Here is a 19,627-nt window from a genome sequence, read left to right on the forward strand (position 1 = left end):
GTCAAAGCGCCTGCTGATAGCGTTTGAGTAAGATTTTCACTCGCTTCACATAGGCCTGAGTCTCAGGGTAGGGCGGAATACCTTGGTATTTCGCCACAGTTGTTGGGCCTGCATTGTAGGCGGCGCAAGCGAGATCGATATCGCCATCGAAACGCGCCAATAACTTCGCCAGATAGCGGGCGCCACCGGCAATATTCTCGTCAGGACGATAGGGATTATTAACCCCCATCGCCTTAGCCGTATTGGGCATCAACTGCATCAAACCCATGGCACCGGCGCGGGACAGGGCAAACACTTTAAATGCCGACTCGGCATGAATAACCGCGCGGATCAGCGCCGGATCCAGCTTGTTTTCCCTAGCGGCACTGTGGATCAACTCATCATAATCGGCGCTGAACAGCGGGATTTTTTGCCAGTCCAGCTCAGAATCCACCTTGCAGGCGTAACAAGTATAAAGCAGCACCTTAAAGTCCTGATCTCCTGGGGCATGGTCTGCAAATACCACACTACCGTCGGCTTTGGTGTATTGGTAGACCTTCACTTTTTGCTGTGCCGAGCCAGAGGTCGCTGGCGCGGTAGAATGGCTTTGTATTCCGGATGAAGAGTAACTGGCCTTATAACGCGGTTTCGATGCACTCGGCTCCTGCGCTAAGAGGCTCACAGAGCACAAGAGGCTCACGATTAAGGTAAGCACTTGGGGAAAGTAAAAAAAACGCAGACTATGGGCTGGTTGCATCAGAGTCCAATCTTTTGATCCAGTTTGAGTATGTCAATCATAGCAAAGAGCTGCTTCATTTCTCGGTTTATCTGGCTAAATTCATATTCGAAGGTCGCCGGCTGGAACAGCGAACCTAGCTCGAAGCGATTGTCGCGGCTGGAAAGCATGATAAGCAAACTGTCGGCATAGAAGGCACATTGAATTTTGTTATCAAACAGACTGGCTAACTCCTGCAGGCGCTCCATAAAACTCACTGTCAGCAGGTATCTGGCCTCTATCTGATCGGTCGAGAACACATCGAACTGCTTCTCAAAACGGGGATCTTCCAGCTTGACCCGACTCAGCCCCCTGAAGCTGTCGGAGAAGAAGTTAACCAGGCCGCCACGATTTTTAATCACCACAGTATGGCCCTTAAAGGCCTTATGACTGCCAAGCTTGACCATCACCCCCTGAAACTGAGTCTGGGTTTCGGTGCGCTTATCCCGCCGCACCTCCTTGGTGAGTTTAAGCTCATTGATTGTGATTGCCACCCCCTTATGGCTGCCATGAACATAATCATCGAAATGGGCGTCATCGTAATCGGGCAGTAACTTGGACAGCTCAAGGAGTGGCAGGCTCATGCGTTGATTGGGATTAAAGATAAAATCATCGCCGAAGTAACTGAAGATATAGGGAAAAACCAGATGTTTGACGTTGGCCTTGTACTCTTTCACCGGGCGGTAGGCCCACCAACTGAGCACCACCACAGGCAGTAACAATAAAGGCCAAGGCAGATTGACATAACCTTTAGCACTGTAAAGCAGCGCCACCAGCACTATGACCGCAAGTATCATGACACTGGTATAGATACGCTTTCGCAGCGTGGTTAAACAGGTGATCCGCTCTTTTTCAAACAGGCGAGTGAGGGGCGCAATATGCTCCTCATAATGGGCCTTAAATAGCTCAAGCTCCTCGGGAGCGGCGCTTAATCCCTTTCCCCGACGCTTAGGTTTCAGCTTAGCGCCGAGCAGAAAATTGATGATATTCAAAATAGTGGCCGGAGATTATAGATAATCGGCGGCATCCACACTGACTCTTGCGGCGGCCTCTGCTTCATAGAAAGGCATCACCTTCACCTTGGCCATAGAGGCGATAATGGAACCGGGGAAGATCTCCACCGCAGTATTAAGCTCGCCCACGGCGGCATTGTAAAAGCGGCGGGCGGCTGAGATATGCTCCTCCACTTCGTTGTAGGTCTGCATCGCCTGCAGCATAGTGACATCGGATTTCAGCTCAGGGTAGTTCTCCACATTCACCATCAGTTGACCCACCTTGGCATTAAGCTTCTCGGCCGCTGCCAGATGAGTCTTAATCGCCCCGCTATCTGTAACATCATAGCCGGCGGTAACTTGGGCTCTTAGGGCGGTGATCTCTGTGAGCAGTGACTTTTCATGCTCCATAAACTTCTTGGCGATTTTTAGAATATTGGGCACCAGATCCGCACGCTTTGTCAGCTGTACATCTATGCCTGACAGGGCTTCTCTGGCACTGTTGCGCTTCTTGATCAGGCTGACATACCAAAGGTAAGCAATGATCACCGCTATGCCTAAAATTAATAGTAAACCCTGCATTGCTATATCCTTGTAAATAAATAAAACCTGAATAATCGAGCACACCTTGTCTGATTTTAAAGAAGATTTCCAGCTATGTCTGCAAATGGCAAGGCAGATAAAAATGGTGAGCATTTAGACAAATTTCAAAAAAAACCTCTCAATTTGCCATTTAAAACCGATTAAACACTCACTTACTCGAGCATGCGCTGACTTGCCATGCTAAAGACCAATAAACAGATACAAACAAGGTAGAATAAATTTAACCTCCTTTATTTCAGTAATATACAACAAACAACAAACATTTCAATAACAATAAACCTGCTGCAAATTGTCTTAAATCGCTGAAAAAAACCATACAAACAGCCATTCAGACAAAAGAATTAACCCACCAAGCAGGAAATAAACCTCTTCACCTGTATTTCAGCTGTATGGGCGCACCTAGGCGCAATTTAAGCTTCAGTTAAAGCTAATACTTCATCATGCTCGGTTCATTATCTGCATTGAACACAAATTAACCAAGGGTCCAAAGAGGCTCACAATAAGGAAGTACCATGAGCGTTAAGCAAGATGAGCGACTGTCGCCCGCCTATTCTGATTCTCCCACCTCGAACGGCCTGTTCGTCCGTTTCTTAAATGTGGTCGAGCGCTTGGGTAACTTACTGCCCCACCCTATTACCCTGTTCGCCCTCTTTTGTGTCGCAGTTATCCTTATTAGTGGTATTGCCGGTTATTTCGAATTAACGGTAAACGATCCCCGCCCTGAGGGCGCTCCGGGACGCGGCGCCGATGGCCTGATCCATGTGGTGAGCCTGATGAACGGTGAGGGACTTAGGATGATAGTCTCCAACCTGGTGACCAACTTTACCGGCTTTACCCCACTAGGGACTGTATTAGTGGCGCTGCTTGGGGTAGGCATTGCCGAACGCTCGGGTCTGCTGTCGGCGGCCATGCGTACTCTGGTAATGGGCGCCTCGAAACGTCTGGTGACCCTGACCATAGTCTTCGCCGGTATCGTCTCCAATACAGCTGCCGAGCTGGGTTACGTGGTGTTAATCCCTATGGCTGCGCTGATCTTCCACTCCCTCGGCCGCCACCCCCTCGCCGGACTCGCCGCTGCCTTTGCCGGTGTATCCGGCGGCTATAGTGCCAACCTGCTGCTTGGCACAGTTGACCCACTCTTATCAGGGATCACAGAAGCCGCCGCCCAGATGATCGACCCCGAATATCTGGTTGGCCCGGAAGTGAACTGGTATTTCATGTTTGCCTCCACCTTTGTGATCACCATTCTAGGCGCCCTGGTTACAGAGAAAATTGTCGAGCCCAAGCTGGGTAAATACGATGTCAGCGAGGCCAATATCGATCTCGGCGAACAGACGATGGATAGCGTGACCGACACTGAGAAGCGCGGCTTAAAGATGGCGGGATTATCGATACTAATTCTCGGCAGCATTCTGGCTCTGACGGTCGTTCCTGAGAATGGCCCACTGCGTCACCCCGAAACAGGTCTGGTGGCAGGCTCGCCTTTCCTCAAAGGCATAGTCGCCTTTATCTTTATCTGTTTTGCCATCCCTGGCCTGGTGTACGGCAAGGTGGTCGGCACCATGAAACGGGATAAAGACGTTATCGATGCCATGTCCCACAGCATGAGCACCATGGGCATGTATATAGTGTTGGTGTTTTTTGCCTCGCAGTTTGTGGCCTTCTTTAAATGGACCAATCTTGGCGCCGTGCTCGCGGTGACAGGTGCCGATGCCCTCAACGCCATCGGCCTGACCGGCCCGTTAGTATTCCTGCTGTTTATCATGATGTGTGGCTTTATCAACCTGATGCTGGGCAGCGCCTCGGCGCAGTGGGCGGTGACAGCACCAATTTTCGTGCCCATGCTGATGCTGGTTGGCTACGCGCCTGAAACCATTCAGGCCGCCTACCGGATTGGGGATTCGGTCACCAACCTGATCACCCCCATGATGAGTTACTTCGGACTTATCCTAGCCGTGGCGTCTCAGTATAAGAAAAACCTCGGCATAGGCACCTTAGTCGCCACCATGCTGCCCTATTCTGTGGTGTTCTTTATCGGTTGGACCGCCTTCTTCTTTATCTGGGTCTTCCTGCTTGGATTACCAGTAGGACCAGGCGCGGCAACTTACTACACTCCTTAAGTTGCGCTGAACGTAAGTTGCGCTGGAATACGCAATAAAAAATGCCAATCCACAGGGATTGGCATTTTTGTATTCTCGGCGCTTGGCTGAAAGATTAAGCCTGTATGCCCGAATGCCTTAACAGGGCATCGATCTTAGGCTCGCGCCCCATGAAGCGTTTAAACAGCTCCATGGGCTCCAAGCTGCCGCCCATCTCAAGAATGTTTTCCAGGAAGCTGTGACCTGTGTCAGCATTGAAGATTCCCTCCTCCTCAAAGCGTGAGAAGGCATCGGCAGAGAGCACTTCGGCCCACTTATAGCTGTAGTAACCTGCCGCATAGCCACCGGCAAAAATATGGGCGAAGCTATGTTGGAAACGGTTAAAGGCGGCGGGCTTGACCACGGCCACCAGAGAACGCACCTCATCCAGCTTGGCCTGGATCTCGGCGCCAACGGCCGGATCATATTCATGGTGAAGGCGAAAATCGAACAGAGAAAATTCCAGCTGACGCAGCATCATCATGCCGGACTGGAAGTTTTTCGCCGCCAGCATCTTATCCAACATGGCTTTGGGCAAGGGCTCACCTGTTTCAAAATGACCTGAGATCTGCGCCAGCGCCTCCTCTTCATAACACCAGTTTTCCATAAACTGACTCGGCAGCTCTACCGCATCCCAGGGCACGCCATTGATGCCAGAGACGCCGGCCACATCGATTTTGGTCAGCATGTGGTGGATACCATGGCCAAACTCGTGGAACAGGGTAGTCACCTCATCATGGGTAAACAAAGCGGGTTTGCCCCCCACAGGTGCATTGAAGTTACAGGTTAGATAGGCCACAGGATCTTGTATTCCCTGGGCGGTTTGACGGCGTACTCGGCAATCGTCCATCCAGGCACCGCCACGTTTACCTTCACGGGCATAGAGATCCAGATAGAAGCTGCCTCTGTGTTCGCCGCTGGCATCTTTGATGGTGAAGAAGCGCACATCTTTATGCCAGGTATCAAATGCTTTTTGCTCTTCAATCGTGAGACCAAACAGACGCGATACTGTGTAGAACAGCCCGGATAACACGCGATCCTCAGGGAAATAGGGGCGTAACTCCTCTTGGGAGATCTCATATCTGTGCTGCTTGAGCTTCTCGGCGTAGTAGCTCAGATCCCAGGGCTCAAGCTCGGTGACACCATAGTGCTGCTCGGCAAACTGCTTGAGTTCAGCCAACTCATTTTCACCTTGAGCCTTAGAACGCTGCGCCAGCTCATTAAGGAAATCCAGCACCTGCTGTGGCGACTGCGCCATCTTAGTCGCCAGAGACTTATCGGCATAGCTGTCAAACCCAAGCAGCTTGGCCAGTTGATGACGCAGAGACAAGATCTCATCCATCAATGGGCCGTTATCAAATTCACCGGCATTGGGACCCTGATCCGAGGCGCGGGTCACGAAGGCGGTATAGCACTCTTCCCTTAACTCGCGGTTGTCGCTGTAGGTCATCACGGGCAGGTAGGACGGAAAATCCAGGGTAAACAGCCAGCCATCGAGCTCTTTGGCCTCAGCCATCGCCTTGGCAGCAGCAATGGCCGACTCGGGCAGACCCGCCAGACCTGACTCGTCGGTGATCAACTTATGCCAGGCGTGGGTAGCATCCAGCAGCTGATTCGAGAAGCTGCTGGTTAATTCAGACAGGCGCTTCACCAATTTGCCATACTGCTGTTTATCTTCGTCGCTAAGACCAATGCCCGACAGCTCGAAATCCCGCAGGCTGTGTTCGATACTGGTCTGCTGCGCCTGGGTTAGATGCGCAAAGGCTTCACTCTCTTTCAAAGATTTATAGGCTTGATACAGACCCTGATGCTGGCCGACAAAGGTGCCATATTCAGACAAGAGCGGCAAACAGGCATCGTGCGCCTCACGCCACTCGCTGGTGCTGAGCACTGAATTCATATGGGAGACGGGCGACCAGATCTGGCTCAGCTCATCATCCACCTGCTCCAGTGGCTCAATCAGGTTATCCCAGGTATAGGGGCCGCCAGATGCCAGAACCTCATCGATCTTGCGGCGGCAATTTTCAATCCTCTGCTCCACTGCAGGCTGAATATGCTCGGGTTTTATCTGCGAAAAAGGCGGCAGCTTGCTAGCGCTTAGCAAAGGATTGCTCATACTTGGGTTCCTCAAAATCTATTCTGCTCAAAATCTAGGGTATTCGTCTCGCTTATTACCCTCTAGATATGGGCTATCGCCCCTTGATTCAAGCGGGCGGGCTGCAAATAATTCGGTATCAGGCCATCTGACAAAATTCCTTGATCTATGGCAAAGAATAATCCCAGCGAGATAACTAAAGATCATTATTGCCAAGGTGTTCGCAAACACAAGTCGTTCTCATTTTTAAGCCGCTCGGCTCAATTTATCATAGCGAATATAAATTCACTCTTACTGTAATAAATATTTGCCCCATGAAAAAAATAACTCAGCTCACCATCACTTCGGCCTTGCTATTAAACAGCGGCGCCTTGTTGGCCAACGAACTGGCCTACACCTCTGCCGCGGATGACATTCATATCAGCTCGATTCTCACTGAACCCGCGCCTGCCGAGACGGCTTGGGTGTTTGATTTAGGCTGGGATTCTAAGTATATGTCTCAGGGTCGCGATCTGATCGGTGAAGGCGGTATCACCTGGGCGACTGCTGTCTACGAATATGAAAACTTAGCCGTATTTGCCAGCCTTGGCCGCGGCGACAGCACAGCCTATATCGAGTGGGATCTGGGGATAGAATATGGTTTAGACCTGACAGACAATCTCGAAGCAACCCTAGGTTTGATGCATATACATTGCTTTGGTGATGACGATTTCCGCGATAACGAGCTGTCGGCATCGCTAAGATACACTCAATATGAGTGGTTCACGCCTTCGGTCACTTATATCTACTCTACCGAAGCCGCCGGTTATCGGGTTAATGCCAGCATCCACAGCAGCTGGGATCTCACAGAGACCTTGAGCGTTACCCCTTATGTAACCCAGGGATTCGACTTCCAATACTCCTCTGAGGAGCACAACGGCCCCAACCACTTCCAGTTTGGTGTAGAAGCCGAATACCAACTCCAGGAAAATCTGTCATTGTCGGCTCAAATCAGCCACAGCATCGCTCAGGAAGATATTAAGCAGCAATATGGTCATCAAGAAGATCTGGATCAGACCTTCGGTGGGGTTCACATCACCTGGATCTTCTAAGATAAACTTGAATCTTCTAAGATAAACTTGGATCTTCTAAGGTAAGCTTGGCTATCTCTATGGGGATGTCGCTTGAGGCTAGATTGCCAAATCCAGCCTCTTAAACTAACTTTTAAGCAGTTCAGCGTCAGGCTAGCCAATATCATCAGGCGCGGTAAGGAATGCCGCGTCGATTCAGTTAAAAAGCGAAAGAGGGACAAGGAATGTCTATTTATTCAAAAGCGAACGCTTGGGTTTGCCACCATATCGACCTAAGTTACATCAAAGATATTCATCAGGTTACACTCAGACCGCTCTGGCGATTGCTATTTTCCTTGTTGCTCGTCTCCTATTGCCAGTCGCTTATGGCTACAGAAACCAAACACAATGAACCTAAACATAATGAAGCCAAGCACAATGAACCTAGGCTGGTGATCCCAAAAGATGGTGCCAGAGACAGTAATGGCAAACCTCTCCCTATCCCAGAGACCCCAAGCAGTGCACTCCATTACTCCTCTTCAGAAACACGAGAGCCTAAAGAGCAAAAGCGCAAAAAAAGCCAAAAACAAAGGACATCTAAATCTTCGAATCAACACAATAATCAGCTTGCTAGAAGCCAAGTTGCCGATGATCCCAGCTGTCGCTGGCTGGATAACCGCATACGCCAACTAGAGAAACAACTGAGGCACACATCTGCTTCCCGATATGGCTTTCATCGTGACGAGCTTAATATCCGCGAAACCGAATGGCAGTGCCTCAAATGCGGCGGCGAAGGCCCTAAAGTGGCCGACCACGCGCGCTGCCAACACAGGCGCTGAGATTTCCCCCTAACGGCATTAGTTTAGCCAAATGCAATCTATTAATTCGATTAGCTAAAAGCTCTCTGGTTTGCGATCCTGTTTAGCCCTACAATGGCGATAACATGCAATCGTTCAAATTTGGAGATAATGATGGCCCAACATTTTGACTATATCTGTTTAGGTGCTGGCAGTGGCGGGATCGCCTCGGCTAACCGCGCCGCAATGCGAGGCGCAAAAGTACTCTTGATCGAAGCCAAAGCGCTGGGCGGCACCTGCGTCAACGTCGGCTGTGTACCTAAAAAGGTGATGTGGTATGGCGCTCAAGTCGCCGAGGCCATGCATCTCTATGCCAAAGATTATGGCTTCGATGTCTCAGTGAACCATTTCGACTGGAGCAAGTTGGTCGAAAGCCGTGAGGCCTATATCGAACGTATCCACGGTGCCTATGACAGAGGCTTAGACAGCAATGGCGTCACCTTAGTCAGAGGCTATGGCCGTTTTATCAATAGCAACACCATAGAGGTCAACGGCGAGCACTATACTGCCGATCATATCCTTATCGCCACAGGCGGCTCGCCCACTATTCCCAATATTCCCGGCGCCGAACTGGGTATCGACTCAGACGGTTTCTTCGCCCTCAATGAGCAGCCTAAGCGTGTTGCCGTTATCGGCGCAGGCTATATCGCCGTCGAAGTGGCCGGTGTGCTGCACGCACTGGGTAGCGAAACCCACCTGTTTGTGCGCAAACACGCGCCGCTACGCAGCTTCGATCCTATGCTGAGCCAGGCTCTGATGGAGAGCATGGCCACAGATGGTCTGAGCCTGCACACCAATAGCGTGCCTCAATCGGTAGCAAAACAAGCCGACGGCAGCCTTATTCTTACCCTAGAAAGCGGCGAGCAATATGAAGTTGACTGCCTTATCTGGGCAATCGGCCGTAAGCCTTCTACCGATAATATCGGCCTGGAGCACACAGAGGTGAAGCTGGACGACAATGGCTATGTCATAGTCGATGCCCAGCAAAACACCACGGCCAAAGGCATCTATTGTGTTGGCGATATCATGGCCGGCGGCGTCGAACTCACCCCTGTGGCCGTCAAGGCTGGACGCCTGCTGTCTGAGCGTCTGTTCAACGGGATGCATGATGCCAAGATGGATTACAACTTGATCCCAACCGTGGTCTTTAGTCATCCGGCTATCGGCACCATGGGACTGACCGAACCTGAAGCCATCGCCCAATATGGTGAGGAAAACATCAAGGTCTACAACTCCACCTTCACCTCTATGTATACCGCAGTGACCGCCCATCGTCAGGCCTGTAAGATGAAGTTGGTCTGCGCGGGCGCCGAGGAGAAAGTCGTCGGCATTCATGGCATCGGCTACGGCATGGATGAGATACTGCAAGGCTTTGGCGTGGCAATGAAGATGGGCGCCACCAAGGCGAACTTCGATGCGGTAGTGGCCATTCACCCCACTGGCGCGGAAGAGTTTGTTACCATGAGATAAGTGATTGTGCGATAAGTGACTATGAAATAACTCACTATTAATAAGTAACTAAGCCCAGTTATCCTAATGGGAGTGTCAAAAGCAGGCCAGATTTATTCTGGCCTTTTTTGTATTCTCATCAAGAAGTAACACTTTGTTACTGATGCTATTTATTCTATTTTGACAAGTTATAATCTGGACAAACAGGAAACACAGGACTCAGGGATGATGAGCGTAAAAAAGAGTAGATTGCGGCTAGTTTTAATCATTTTTCTCACTGTTGGGATCAGCTCATGCACTAGCAATACATCAAACTTAACCTGTGCTTTCGTAACAGGTGCAGCGACAAGCGATCAGAAAATACAAGCACAAAACGCCAGGCCCAATAGCAGGGAAAACAGCAAAGCCAGCTTAACCAATATTATAAATGGTATTCTGGATGTTTTAGCAGAGATGATAAATGATGATGACAACTCTCGCTGTAAAGAGGATTAGTCCTTATATTCATCTAGTTATTTAATTTTATCGGCTTTTATTTTTTTCACCCATTTCATCCCTGAGCCGCTAAACAGCAAATAAAATAGCTTGTTGTCACGATAAAAATTATTTGCTGTTCATTTCACCCCATTGGCTCTATGGTCGCGTCCTAATTTTAATGCGCAAACATAAACCAAATCTCTCCCCTTAATCCTGTAAAACTATCTGATAATCGGCGATTACTGCGCGGGTTTTCCTGCTCGGCTGTCGATGCGGGAAGCCGCATTTATCAGAGCAAAAGTCACAGGGAGTGACTCACAAGGGACGAAATTTATGGCTATAGTTAACCCTGGCGCAAATATAAAAATGAATAATATTAACAACGAGCTGGGCAGTGTATGCACATTTATATCCAACTGCACTCGTGTGATGATAAACCTAAATTAAATGAAAGGCCTTAGACATGCGTATCGCAATTTTGTCTCGTAATGAAACTCTTTATTCCACCCGCCGCCTCAAGGAAGCCGGGGAAGCCCTTGGCCATACTGTCGATGTGATCGACACCTTGCACTGTTATATGGATATCACCAGCAGTAACCCGACTGTGCGTTACATGGGTAAGGTGCTGCCGAAATATGATGCCGTTATTCCCCGTATCGGCTCCTCCATTACCTTCTATGGTACCGCCGTAGTACGTCAGTTTGAGATGATGGGCACTTTCTGTGTCAATGAATCTGTGGCCATCAGCCGCTCCCGCGATAAGTTGCGCTCCTTGCAGTTGCTATCCCGCAAGGGAATTGGCCTGCCGCGCACCGGCTTTGCCAGCAAACCAGACAAAATCCAGGATTTGATCAAGAACGTCGGCGGCGCGCCGCTGGTGATCAAGCTGCTTGAAGGCACTCAGGGGATTGGCGTGGTACTGGCCGAGACCAATAAGGCGGCAGAGAGTGTGATCGAGGCCTTTATGGGACTCAAAGCCAACATCTTAGTGCAGGAGTTTATTAAGGAAGCCGGCGGCGCCGATATTCGCTGTTTCGTGGTCGGCGGCAAAGTGGTGGCGGCCATGAAGCGTCAAGCGGCTGAAGGGGAGTTTCGCTCTAACCTGCATCGCGGTGGCATCGCACAGCTGGTGAAGCTAACCAAAGAGGAACGCTCTACCGCCGTCAACGCCGCTAAGGCGATGGGACTCAATCTTTGTGGTGTGGATATTTTACAATCGAATCATGGCCCAGTTGTGATGGAGGTTAACTCCTCTCCCGGACTGGAAGGAATAGAACAGGCGACAGGGAAAGATGTGGCGGCATTGATTTACGAATTTATCGAGAAAAATGCCAAACCCCACGCCAATAAGACGCGCGGAAAAGGCTAAATGGCAACAGGATTACGCATTGGTGGAGTAGAGATTTTTCCCGGTGAGCAGCGTCAGCTAGAGCTGCCGGTTGCCAGTCTCTATACCGATACCCAGGTATCGATTCCGGTTCATGTGGTGCGCGCTAAGAAAGAGGGACCTAAGGTCTTTATCTGTGCGGCTATTCATGGTGACGAACTCAACGGCATCGAAATGATCCGCCGCCTGATCCAGCAACAACTGAAACTCCTCAAGGGCACGCTGATTCTGGTGCCTATGGTCAATGTGTACGGTGTGCTCAACCAGAGCCGCTATATGCCGGACAGGCGGGACCTTAACCGCTGTTTTCCCGGCTCTGCCAAGGGCTCTCTGGCCGGGCGAGTCGCCCATACCTTTTTGCAGAGCATAGTCAGGCACTGCGACTATGGTATCGATCTGCATACGGGGGCGATTCACAGATCTAACCTGCCCCAGGTGCGTGCTAACCTGGATGACAGCGAGACCCTGGCGTTAGCCCAGGCCTTCGGCGTACCTGTGCTGCTTAATGCCAACGTGCGTGACGGCTCACTGAGAGAAGCGGCGGTCAATAATGGCGCCCGCGTCCTGCTCTACGAGGCGGGCCAGGCACTGCGTTTCGATGAGCTCTCCATTCAGACTGGGGTACGCGGCATACTCAATGTGCTCTCAACCCTTGGAATGATCCGCAAGCGCAGCCATAAGCGCAAGGTAGAACCTTTTATCGCCAACCGTAGCGACTGGACCCGCGCTGCGGCCAGCGGCTTCGTGTGCGAGTTTGCCAAACTCGGTGCCTATGTAGAAAAAGGCGAGGTGCTGGCCGAGATCAACAGCCCCCTTGGCGAGTTGATCCAACAGGTCACCTCGAACCGCGCAGGTATCGTCATAGGCAAGCAGAATATTCCTTTGGTTCTGGAGGGTGATGCCATGTTCCATATCGCCTATTTTGGGAGTGCTGCCGACGAAGTGGTCGAGCATATCGAGATCATGAACGAACAGATCACCCCCATAGCCACTCAGGTTATCTAGTAGAACAAGCTCAACAGGTAGAAAATGAACAAGTTTATTATCGGTAATCTCGAGTCCTGCAACCTGCCCGACCTAGGGATCAGCGATCTGCATGTCCGCATAGACACAGGCGCTAAAACCTCCTCGCTGCATGTGGACAACCTGAAACGACTTAAGGTCAATGGCCGTCCTTATGTCTCCTTCGACCTGCACCCTGATGTCTACAATCTGGAGCAGATAGTGCACTGTAAGGCACCTATGTTCGACTCGCGCCGGATCAAATCCTCCAATGGCGAAGTCGAGCAACGCTGCGTTATCCAGACAACACTGCAACTGGGCGAACATCAGTGGCCTATCGAACTCACCCTGAGTAATCGCCAGGACATGACCTATCTGATGCTGCTCGGCCGTGAAGGCATGAAAGGCCGCGTCCTGGTAGACCCAGCAGAAACCTTTTTGGTGAATAACCCTGCTGCTGAGGAGTTGTAAAACCCACCGCCACTATTGCATCATAGTGGCGCAATTGCAGTTTAAATAAAGGAATAACTATGACAATACCCGAGCAAGAGCCTGTTGCAGCGCAGGTGCATAGCGATGATTTACTGGCTCGGGTCATTGAAATTATCAGCCATCCCCAGGAGGAGAGCCCCTCTCTCTCCTTTATCGCCGACTACAGCGATGTGGATCTGGCGCACCTACTCGAGTCGGTTCCCGAGCAATACCGTTTCCTGCTGTGTCGTAATATTCCTGTCGATCGGGGCTGGCCGATTCTGCACCTGTTGCACTATGAAACCGCCCGCCACGTCTTGGATCTGCTGACCCATGAGCAACTTAGAGGCTTATTAAGACGAGTCAATGAGAACGACATTCTCACCTTCGCCGAGATCCTGCCCAGCGACTTTGTAGATGACTACCTGGATCAACAGGCCGACCTCACCACAGAGCAGATGCAACAGGCGCTCAGCTATCAGGATGAGGAGGTCGGTCGTTATCTCAATAGCAACATAATGCGTGCTCGCCCCACAGCCAAAGTAAGCCGGGTGCTCGAACGTCTGGAGAAACACAAACGCCGCGAGTTCGTTGCCGTGTATGCGGTCGATGCCAAAGGGGAGTTTCATGGCGGCTGCACCTTAGAGCAGCTGCGTCATGCCGATGGCGATACCCAGCTGGCAGAAGTGATCACCAAACTGGAAACGGTAGGCGATGAGCAGGATATTACCCAGGCGGCGCAGCATCTGAGTCCAGTGGCCGGCTTTGCCTGGTATCCAGTAGAGAAAGAGGGCAAGATCATAGGCGCGGTAGCGCTATCGACCCTGATGCAACGATTAAGGGAGCGAAGCCTGGAAGTGCTGGCCTCTGAAACCGCTCAGGACGAGGAAGATCTGTTCACCCCGGTCAATGTCGCCGCGCGGATGCGAGCTATCTGGCTTACCACCAACCTGCTGACCGCGTTTTTAGCATCCTGGGTGATAGGGCTGTTCGGCGAGGCGTTGCAGCATGTGGTGGCGCTGGCGATTTTAATGCCAGTGGTGGCCAGCATGGGCGGCATAGCCGGCAGTCAGACCTTAGCGGTCGCCCTGCGTGGTATTGCCCTCAATCACTTAAAACGCAGTAACTTAAAGCTGCTGCTGGACAAAGAGCTCAAGATTGCCGCCTTCAATGGCATACTGCTTGGCGCCTTGGTGGGCGTGGTGGTCAGTTTCTGGTTTGAGTCTGTCGCGCTGGGAAGCATCATCTTTATCGCCATCGTATTCAACAGCCTAGCGGCAGCATCATCCGGAACTGTTATCCCCTTTGTACTCAAACAGATGCGGATAGACCCTGCCGTGGCAGGCTCGGTGATCCTCACCACAGTCACGGACGTGGTCGGCTTCTTTATCTTCTTGGGCTTAGGCACATTAGTGCTGCTGCCATAGAAAGCCTGTTCACGCTGAGATTAGGGCTTGAACACTACAAATTTAAGTTATCTAGAATTTATTCGCCGGGACGACAAGGTTATACTGCCCCTCCTGTTTCGCAAATGATGATGTTTACATGAGCTCTGCGTTTAAATCGGCAATCAAAGATCCCGCATATCTTCCCTTTGTGCTGTGCGCCCTTGTCTGTTTACTGCCGCAGATCTCCTCACCCATCGCCCTGGTATTAGGCTTCACCCTCGCCAGTCTTGGCCTGGTTCCGGGCAGCATTCCGTTGAATCAGCTGGTCAAAAAACTACTGGCCTACTCGATTGTCGGACTCGGCTTTGGCATTCAGCTCGACAGCGCCTTGCAGGCCAGTGGCGATAACCTGAGTCTGATCCTGGGCTCGATTGTATTTACCCTCTTGCTGGGTGGCCTGTTAACCCGCTGGCTAAAACTGGATAGCAAACTGGGACACATGATCGCATCGGGCACAGCCATCTGTGGCGGTAGTGCCATCGCTGCTGTGGCGCCAGCGATCAGGGCCGAGAGTCAGCAAACGGCCATCGCTCTGGCTACCGTATTTGTTCTCAACTCTGTGGCTCTGTTCCTGTTCCCGGCGCTGGGGCACCTGCTGGAGATGAGTCAGTATCAGTTTGGGATCTGGAGCGCCATTGCCATACATGACACCTCCTCTGTGGTCGGCGCCGCCTCCGCCTATGGTGATGAGGCACTGACTGTGGCCACCACTGTCAAGCTGGCTAGAGCCTTGTGGATCATCCCGCTGGCGCTGCTCAGCGCGCTGATTTTTGGGGGCGATCGCCGCAAAATCGCCATCCCTTATTTTATTCTGCTCTATGCTGTCGCTATCGCCATCGCCCATTACCTGCCCGAGGGCAAGGCGATTTATGAGATCATTTTCAGCGTCGCTAAACGCACTCTAGTACTGTGTCTCTTCCTTATCGGCGCGGGGATCACCCTCAGCAAATTGCGTCAGGCGGGCGCCCAGCCTTTGATATTAGGGGTATTACTCTGGGTGGCAATTGGGATAGGTTCGTTACTCTTTATCCTGAACTTTAGCTGATTTAGCTGCGTTGGATTTAGCTGCATTGGATAATGCAAACACCAAGACAAGCATTGCGATAAAGGCACACAGATCGACAAGTGAACGGGCGATACCCGAGGTCAGCATGGATGCGATAAGAAAAACGCAACAGCATAAGATAATCAGCCATTTTTTCATTTCGCCTCCTTCTATCACAGGGCAAAAATTAACAGATGGCCATTATTTCCTCTCGAAGGCGTCTCTACAAATATCGGTTTTTACTATCAAATACCCTAATTAGCTAAGGCGCGGACGCACCCGGTGATTTGGCACATAGATAGCGGCATTCGATGCCATCCACTAACCAACGCCGATAGGCGCAGTTCACACAGGACCTGGGCTGGTCGTCCACCTGCTCATCCTCATCGTCCGGCATAAAAGCGTCACACCCGGCGGCGAGAGTGCGCGAGGCCCGGTAATCCTCATCGGTTATGGCTAACTGCCAACGGCCATGAATAAAACGGTATTCTGTCTGCATCATAGTCTCGTTATCTAGTCCAGTTAAAAATGTTTCAGCTGCTGCTTGAGCGCATTACGCCAGATACCGCCTTGCTGGTATACAAGCAAAGAGACCTGATGATCCCGATAGACGGCCTTCACCTTACCTGAGAGGAGGAGCTGAGTTTTAATGCACAGAGACTCGCCCGTATCGGCCAAGACACGATCGACACCCGTTCGCTCTATCACCTGCCCGACAGAGAGCGCCACTTCTCCAGCCTCGAGTCCATCTAACTTAAATTGTCCCTTGATGCGGCCGTCGTTGCCCTGCAGCCGCAGCCCGAGTCCCGCCAGCGCGCCGATAACGCCCTGGCCGGTGCCGCCGTGTTCGGAGAGATGTATGCCCAGCTTATTCGCCAAGTCGTAGGCCTGGGCTTTGGTCTTCACCATCTGCTTGGCTTCCAGACCGAAGTCGACCAATGCCTGATGATCTGCCCCAGCCTGCAGATCCAACAGGGCGAGGCCGGGATCGGCCGCCGCGGCGCTCTCCTTGATTAGATGCCTAGTGGCAAGCTGTAAAATCGCCTCCTGATTCAGCGTCGTCCTTACCTGAAAACACATGGCGCTGTTATGTGAGGTATAGGGGATATCCGGATGCACATAGAGCTGATGCCGGGTGACGAAACTACAGCGGCTCGGCTGACCATCGGATAACAGGTGCGCTATCTCTTCGGCTATCTCTCCCGTGCCTTTAGTGCCTATATCATCGGTATCATCGATACATACAAGCCAGGATTTTACTCTCGGATTCATCATCTCTTTTCCTCACTATCGATCAGGCCGTGGCTGACGAGACGCGTCAGCACGGGCGGCACTAGCAGGGCGGCCAGCGTGGCGAACATGCTTCCCATCAGCAGGCTCTTGGCAAACTGCAGCAATGCCACCTGCATGCTCAGCCCCACGATCAGATCTTCCGCCAGCCCCTTGCCCGCCCATGCGAGAGTGGCGATCAGCGCCAGGATAATACAGCGCCATTTGAGCGCCATCAGGCTGGGCAGCAAGAGCAGAGCCAGATCCATCGCGATGGCCGGCAAGGCAAACTTTATCAGGATCAGCGGGCCGCCTTTACCGACACTGAAGGTCATGGCGACTAACCCAGCCAGCAGGCCACACAGGCTGATCGCCCCTCTCCTCGCCACTGCGCCATAGCAGATCAGATAGAAGAAACTCATCAGGAACATAGAGTGGCCCGACAGCCCCAGTTTCAGTCGCAGCATCCCCTTTAACGCCACCAGCAGGGTGGCACAAAAGCCGATAAACAGCGCGTCATGTAATGTAAATTTATTATTCATCTCGTTATTCCGGCCAATGAGTCGGCCTGTTCGTTTGTCCAAAACCACGTAATTTCGCCGCCACCGCCATCTGTTTCGACAGCTTAAGCAGTTGGATAAGTAAGGGATATAAGACGCAATAGACTAGCTCGCGCCAATTTTTAGGGTTTATGAGTGCCTTGGGCGTGATACGGGCACCCCGCATCACCTGCATCTGATAGATCTCCCTGACCTCCTGACTCAGGTGAGGCAACAGACTGAAACAGGCCGCTAACACGAAAGCCCATTGGTGGGGCAGGCACCAACTGAGCACCTGGCCGATTCGATGAGGCGAGCAGCTAATACTCAGCCACCAGCCTGGGATCATCGCCAGCAAAATACGCACTACGGCCAGGATCCCCTCATTGATGCGCTCCCCCCCATGCAGTAGCAGGTACAAGAGCAGAGTAATAGTCAGTTGGGAGCAGAACAGTATAAATAGCCCTTTGACTTTACCGCCAAGCAAGACGCCCTGAATCAGCAGGACGGCGCAGATGATCCCCAGCAGCGGCAAAAGAGAGGTCGGCAGAAAAAACGCGCAGCTGGACAAGAGCACACACAGCAGCAAACTCAGGGCACACAGCCAGGGATGATTTACCCAATAACGGCCAGGTTTAAGTCCCTCCCTCTCCATGGGACGATAGGATCTGCGCTGTTTAACCCACACAGGCATAACTCATATCCCCATGCAAGCTCCCCTCTGGTGAGCAGATCTGTAATTGCCTGTCATCGATGCGCCAAAGGGTATCGACGGTCAGCCCGGGGATAGGCCGATGACTGGCGATCACTATAGCTGTACCCTGTTGGCTCAGCTCAATCAATAAATTCACCACCTTACTGAAACTGGCACGATCCAGTCCGGCAAAGGGATCATCGAGCAGTAGCACCTTAGGCCGTAAGCAGACTAGGGACGCCAGCGCCAACAGATGTTGCTGACCGTAGGATAATTTGTGGGGCGAGTGGGTCACCAAGGCGCCCAGCTCCAGCCTGGCGAGCAGTTCATCGGCGCGCGATAATGGCAATCCATAGCGTTGCAGGCTAAACTGCATCTCCTCTATCACACTACTTTCAAACAACTGGCGGCTGGGGCGTTGATGCAGCAAGGCCAGAGCCGAGCCATAACGGCCTAGCTTAGGCGGCTTATCCAACACCTTGATATTCACCGCCGCCATATCGGCCTGTATACCGGCCAGACACTTAAGCAGGCTACTCTTACCCGCGCCGTTATCGCCGACCAGGGCGACGACCTCCCCCGGATAGAGCATGAGTTCCCTACCTGTGAACAGCAGAGTGTCGTCAGTGAATCTCAGGCTGAACCCCTGGCTGTGGATCAGCGGGGAAGCCTGTCTGTCTATCTTGCGCGGCCCGCTAGTCACAGAAGTGATAGGCTGTGCTTGCTCCACATAGGGTTCGAGCCGCCCGCCCCGCAGCTGCCATCTATGGGTGGCGCAGGCTAAGAATACGCGCTTTTGATGCTCGGTGATCACTATCGCCATCCCCTGAGCCTGCAGATCGATGATCAATTGGGTCAACTCTGAAACCCCCTTATCATCGAGCTGCGCCCAGGGTTCATCCAGCAGTAATATCGAGGGTTGCAGCACCAACTGCGCGGCGATCATCAGGCGATAACGCTGCCCTAATGAGAGCTGATGAATGGGGGTGTCGAGGCGGACAAACAGCCCCACCTGGCGCAGAGCCAGAGTCACTCGCTGACCCATAGCCTCGGGCGGGATGCCCAGATTTTCCAGGGCAAAGGCCACCTCGCTGCCCACATTTTGCCTGAGGAGCTGACTATTGGGGTCCTGCAGCACCACGCCTAAACTGACGCCAGCGGCAAGCCGGCACTCACCCTCGAAAGGGCGCTCCAGTATCCCTAAGATCAACTTCAGCAGGCTGGATTTGCCCGATCCCGTATGACCATAGATCAACTGGCAATCCCCCTTTTCCAGCGTCAGCCCTAAGCCATCAAACAGCGGTGAATCCGCCGTTTGATAGTTAAAGCTGATCTGCTCCAGGGTAAGTAACGCCATG

Annotated in this window: 19 protein-coding genes; 10 read left to right on the forward strand and 9 right to left on the reverse strand. The window is 52.0% G+C overall.

The annotated features are described in order from the left end of the window. Window position 1: 1 nt before the first annotated feature. From LZP69_RS14635 to LZP69_RS14645, 3 genes are read right to left on the reverse strand one after another with little or no spacing between them, the layout of a single operon-like run. A complete protein-coding gene (locus tag LZP69_RS14635; RefSeq protein WP_234201459.1) occupies window positions 2-736 on the reverse strand; it encodes a lytic transglycosylase domain-containing protein in 735 nt (244 codons plus the stop codon). Continuing rightward, complete coding sequence (locus LZP69_RS14640; RefSeq protein ID WP_234201460.1) at window positions 736-1,746, reverse strand: DUF3137 domain-containing protein; 1,011 nt, start codon at window positions 1,744-1,746, stop codon at window positions 736-738. The genes LZP69_RS14635 and LZP69_RS14640 overlap by 1 nt, the downstream gene beginning before the upstream one ends. 15 nt (window positions 1,747-1,761) lie before the next feature. Next, window positions 1,762-2,328: a LemA family protein gene (locus LZP69_RS14645; protein ID WP_234201461.1), complete on the reverse strand. Its 567-nt coding sequence runs from the start codon at window positions 2,326-2,328 to the stop codon at window positions 1,762-1,764. 533 nt (window positions 2,329-2,861) lie between these two features. Here LZP69_RS14645 and LZP69_RS14650 point away from each other — a divergent pair. Continuing rightward, window positions 2,862-4,469, forward strand: coding sequence for an AbgT family transporter (locus tag LZP69_RS14650; protein WP_234201462.1), 1,608 nt, complete (start codon window positions 2,862-2,864; stop codon window positions 4,467-4,469). A 94-nt stretch (window positions 4,470-4,563) separates the two neighbouring features. Here LZP69_RS14650 and prlC read toward each other — a convergent pair whose 3' ends face one another. After that, window positions 4,564-6,603 carry an oligopeptidase A gene (gene prlC / locus LZP69_RS14655; RefSeq protein ID WP_234201463.1) on the reverse strand — a complete coding sequence of 680 codons (2,040 nt, stop codon included), beginning with the start codon at window positions 6,601-6,603 and terminating at the stop codon, window positions 4,564-4,566. Window positions 6,604-6,896: 293 nt separating this feature from the next. Here prlC and LZP69_RS14660 point away from each other — a divergent pair, with 293 nt between their 5' ends. The 9 genes from LZP69_RS14660 (at window position 6,897) to LZP69_RS14700 (ending at window position 15,767) form a co-directional block, all read left to right on the forward strand. Further along, window positions 6,897-7,673: a hypothetical protein gene (locus LZP69_RS14660; protein ID WP_234201464.1), complete on the forward strand. Its 777-nt coding sequence runs from the start codon at window positions 6,897-6,899 to the stop codon at window positions 7,671-7,673. Window positions 7,674-7,876: 203 nt separating this feature from the next. Then, window positions 7,877-8,470: a hypothetical protein gene (locus tag LZP69_RS14665; protein WP_234201465.1), complete on the forward strand. Its 594-nt coding sequence runs from the start codon at window positions 7,877-7,879 to the stop codon at window positions 8,468-8,470. Window positions 8,471-8,602: 132 nt separating this feature from the next. Further along, complete coding sequence (gorA, locus tag LZP69_RS14670; RefSeq protein WP_234201466.1) at window positions 8,603-9,958, forward strand: glutathione-disulfide reductase; 1,356 nt, start codon at window positions 8,603-8,605, stop codon at window positions 9,956-9,958. A 204-nt stretch (window positions 9,959-10,162) separates the two neighbouring features. Then, a complete protein-coding gene (locus LZP69_RS14675; protein WP_234201467.1) occupies window positions 10,163-10,432 on the forward strand; it encodes a hypothetical protein in 270 nt (89 codons plus the stop codon). A gap of 445 nt (window positions 10,433-10,877) precedes the next feature. Continuing rightward, complete coding sequence (gene rimK, locus LZP69_RS14680; protein ID WP_234201468.1) at window positions 10,878-11,783, forward strand: 30S ribosomal protein S6--L-glutamate ligase; 906 nt, start codon at window positions 10,878-10,880, stop codon at window positions 11,781-11,783. Further along, window positions 11,784-12,806 carry a succinylglutamate desuccinylase/aspartoacylase family protein gene (locus tag LZP69_RS14685; protein WP_234201469.1) on the forward strand — a complete coding sequence of 341 codons (1,023 nt, stop codon included), beginning with the start codon at window positions 11,784-11,786 and terminating at the stop codon, window positions 12,804-12,806. Window positions 12,807-12,830: 24 nt separating this feature from the next. Continuing rightward, window positions 12,831-13,274, forward strand: a complete 444-nt coding sequence (locus LZP69_RS14690; protein ID WP_234201470.1) for an ATP-dependent zinc protease family protein — start codon at window positions 12,831-12,833, stop codon at window positions 13,272-13,274. 59 nt (window positions 13,275-13,333) lie between these two features. Beyond that, window positions 13,334-14,701, forward strand: coding sequence for a magnesium transporter (locus LZP69_RS14695; protein ID WP_234201471.1), 1,368 nt, complete (start codon window positions 13,334-13,336; stop codon window positions 14,699-14,701). A gap of 118 nt (window positions 14,702-14,819) precedes the next feature. Continuing rightward, on the forward strand, window positions 14,820-15,767 hold the full coding sequence (locus LZP69_RS14700) for a YeiH family protein (protein ID WP_234201472.1): 948 nt from the start codon (window positions 14,820-14,822) through the stop codon (window positions 15,765-15,767). On the opposite strand, the gene LZP69_RS14705 is transcribed toward LZP69_RS14700, so the two are convergent. From LZP69_RS14705 to LZP69_RS14725, 5 genes are all read right to left on the reverse strand, one after another. Next, on the reverse strand, window positions 15,741-15,926 hold the full coding sequence (locus LZP69_RS14705) for a hypothetical protein (protein WP_234201473.1): 186 nt from the start codon (window positions 15,924-15,926) through the stop codon (window positions 15,741-15,743). The genes LZP69_RS14700 and LZP69_RS14705 overlap by 27 nt on opposite strands. Window positions 15,927-16,289: 363 nt before the next feature. Then, the gene (locus LZP69_RS14710; RefSeq protein WP_234201474.1) at window positions 16,290-17,042 is read right to left on the reverse strand and encodes a DNA-binding protein; all 753 of its coding nucleotides are present in this window, start codon (window positions 17,040-17,042) and stop codon (window positions 16,290-16,292) included. Then, window positions 17,039-17,578 (reverse strand): core component of ECF transporter, encoded by a 540-nt coding sequence (locus LZP69_RS14715; RefSeq protein ID WP_234201475.1) that lies wholly within the window; start codon window positions 17,576-17,578, stop codon window positions 17,039-17,041. The genes LZP69_RS14710 and LZP69_RS14715 overlap by 4 nt, the downstream gene beginning before the upstream one ends. Window positions 17,579-17,582: 4 nt before the next feature. Beyond that, on the reverse strand, window positions 17,583-18,269 hold the full coding sequence (locus LZP69_RS14720) for an energy-coupling factor transporter transmembrane component T (RefSeq protein ID WP_234201476.1): 687 nt from the start codon (window positions 18,267-18,269) through the stop codon (window positions 17,583-17,585). Next, the gene (locus tag LZP69_RS14725; RefSeq protein WP_234201477.1) at window positions 18,253-19,626 is read right to left on the reverse strand and encodes an ATP-binding cassette domain-containing protein; all 1,374 of its coding nucleotides are present in this window, start codon (window positions 19,624-19,626) and stop codon (window positions 18,253-18,255) included. Before LZP69_RS14725 ends, LZP69_RS14720 begins: the two co-directional genes overlap by 17 nt. Window position 19,627 lies beyond the last annotated feature (1 nt).

Source organism: Shewanella sp. AS1, assembly GCF_021412565.1.
GTDB lineage: Bacteria > Pseudomonadota > Gammaproteobacteria > Enterobacterales > Shewanellaceae > Shewanella.

What these genes read in the sequence shown, in the direction of transcription:
- LZP69_RS14635 (WP_234201459.1), bottom strand. Translation starts at nt 736, where the DNA reads ATGCAACCAGCCCATAGTCTGCGTTTTTTTTACTTTCCCCAAGTGCTT.
- LZP69_RS14645 (WP_234201461.1), bottom strand. Translation starts at nt 2,328, where the DNA reads ATGCAGGGTTTACTATTAATTTTAGGCATAGCGGTGATCATTGCTTAC.
- LZP69_RS14650 (WP_234201462.1), top strand. Translation starts at nt 2,862, where the DNA reads ATGAGCGTTAAGCAAGATGAGCGACTGTCGCCCGCCTATTCTGATTCT.
- prlC (WP_234201463.1), bottom strand. Translation starts at nt 6,603, where the DNA reads ATGAGCAATCCTTTGCTAAGCGCTAGCAAGCTGCCGCCTTTTTCGCAG.
- LZP69_RS14660 (WP_234201464.1), top strand. Translation starts at nt 6,897, where the DNA reads ATGAAAAAAATAACTCAGCTCACCATCACTTCGGCCTTGCTATTAAAC.
- LZP69_RS14665 (WP_234201465.1), top strand. Translation starts at nt 7,877, where the DNA reads ATGTCTATTTATTCAAAAGCGAACGCTTGGGTTTGCCACCATATCGAC.
- gorA (WP_234201466.1), top strand. Translation starts at nt 8,603, where the DNA reads ATGGCCCAACATTTTGACTATATCTGTTTAGGTGCTGGCAGTGGCGGG.
- LZP69_RS14675 (WP_234201467.1), top strand. Translation starts at nt 10,163, where the DNA reads ATGATGAGCGTAAAAAAGAGTAGATTGCGGCTAGTTTTAATCATTTTT.
- rimK (WP_234201468.1), top strand. Translation starts at nt 10,878, where the DNA reads ATGCGTATCGCAATTTTGTCTCGTAATGAAACTCTTTATTCCACCCGC.
- LZP69_RS14685 (WP_234201469.1), top strand. Translation starts at nt 11,784, where the DNA reads ATGGCAACAGGATTACGCATTGGTGGAGTAGAGATTTTTCCCGGTGAG.
- LZP69_RS14690 (WP_234201470.1), top strand. Translation starts at nt 12,831, where the DNA reads ATGAACAAGTTTATTATCGGTAATCTCGAGTCCTGCAACCTGCCCGAC.
- LZP69_RS14695 (WP_234201471.1), top strand. Translation starts at nt 13,334, where the DNA reads ATGACAATACCCGAGCAAGAGCCTGTTGCAGCGCAGGTGCATAGCGAT.
- LZP69_RS14700 (WP_234201472.1), top strand. Translation starts at nt 14,820, where the DNA reads ATGAGCTCTGCGTTTAAATCGGCAATCAAAGATCCCGCATATCTTCCC.
- LZP69_RS14705 (WP_234201473.1), bottom strand. Translation starts at nt 15,926, where the DNA reads ATGAAAAAATGGCTGATTATCTTATGCTGTTGCGTTTTTCTTATCGCA.
- LZP69_RS14710 (WP_234201474.1), bottom strand. Translation starts at nt 17,042, where the DNA reads ATGATGAATCCGAGAGTAAAATCCTGGCTTGTATGTATCGATGATACC.
- LZP69_RS14715 (WP_234201475.1), bottom strand. Translation starts at nt 17,578, where the DNA reads ATGAATAATAAATTTACATTACATGACGCGCTGTTTATCGGCTTTTGT.
- LZP69_RS14720 (WP_234201476.1), bottom strand. Translation starts at nt 18,269, where the DNA reads ATGCCTGTGTGGGTTAAACAGCGCAGATCCTATCGTCCCATGGAGAGG.
- LZP69_RS14725 (WP_234201477.1), bottom strand. Translation starts at nt 19,626, where the DNA reads ATGGCGTTACTTACCCTGGAGCAGATCAGCTTTAACTATCAAACGGCG.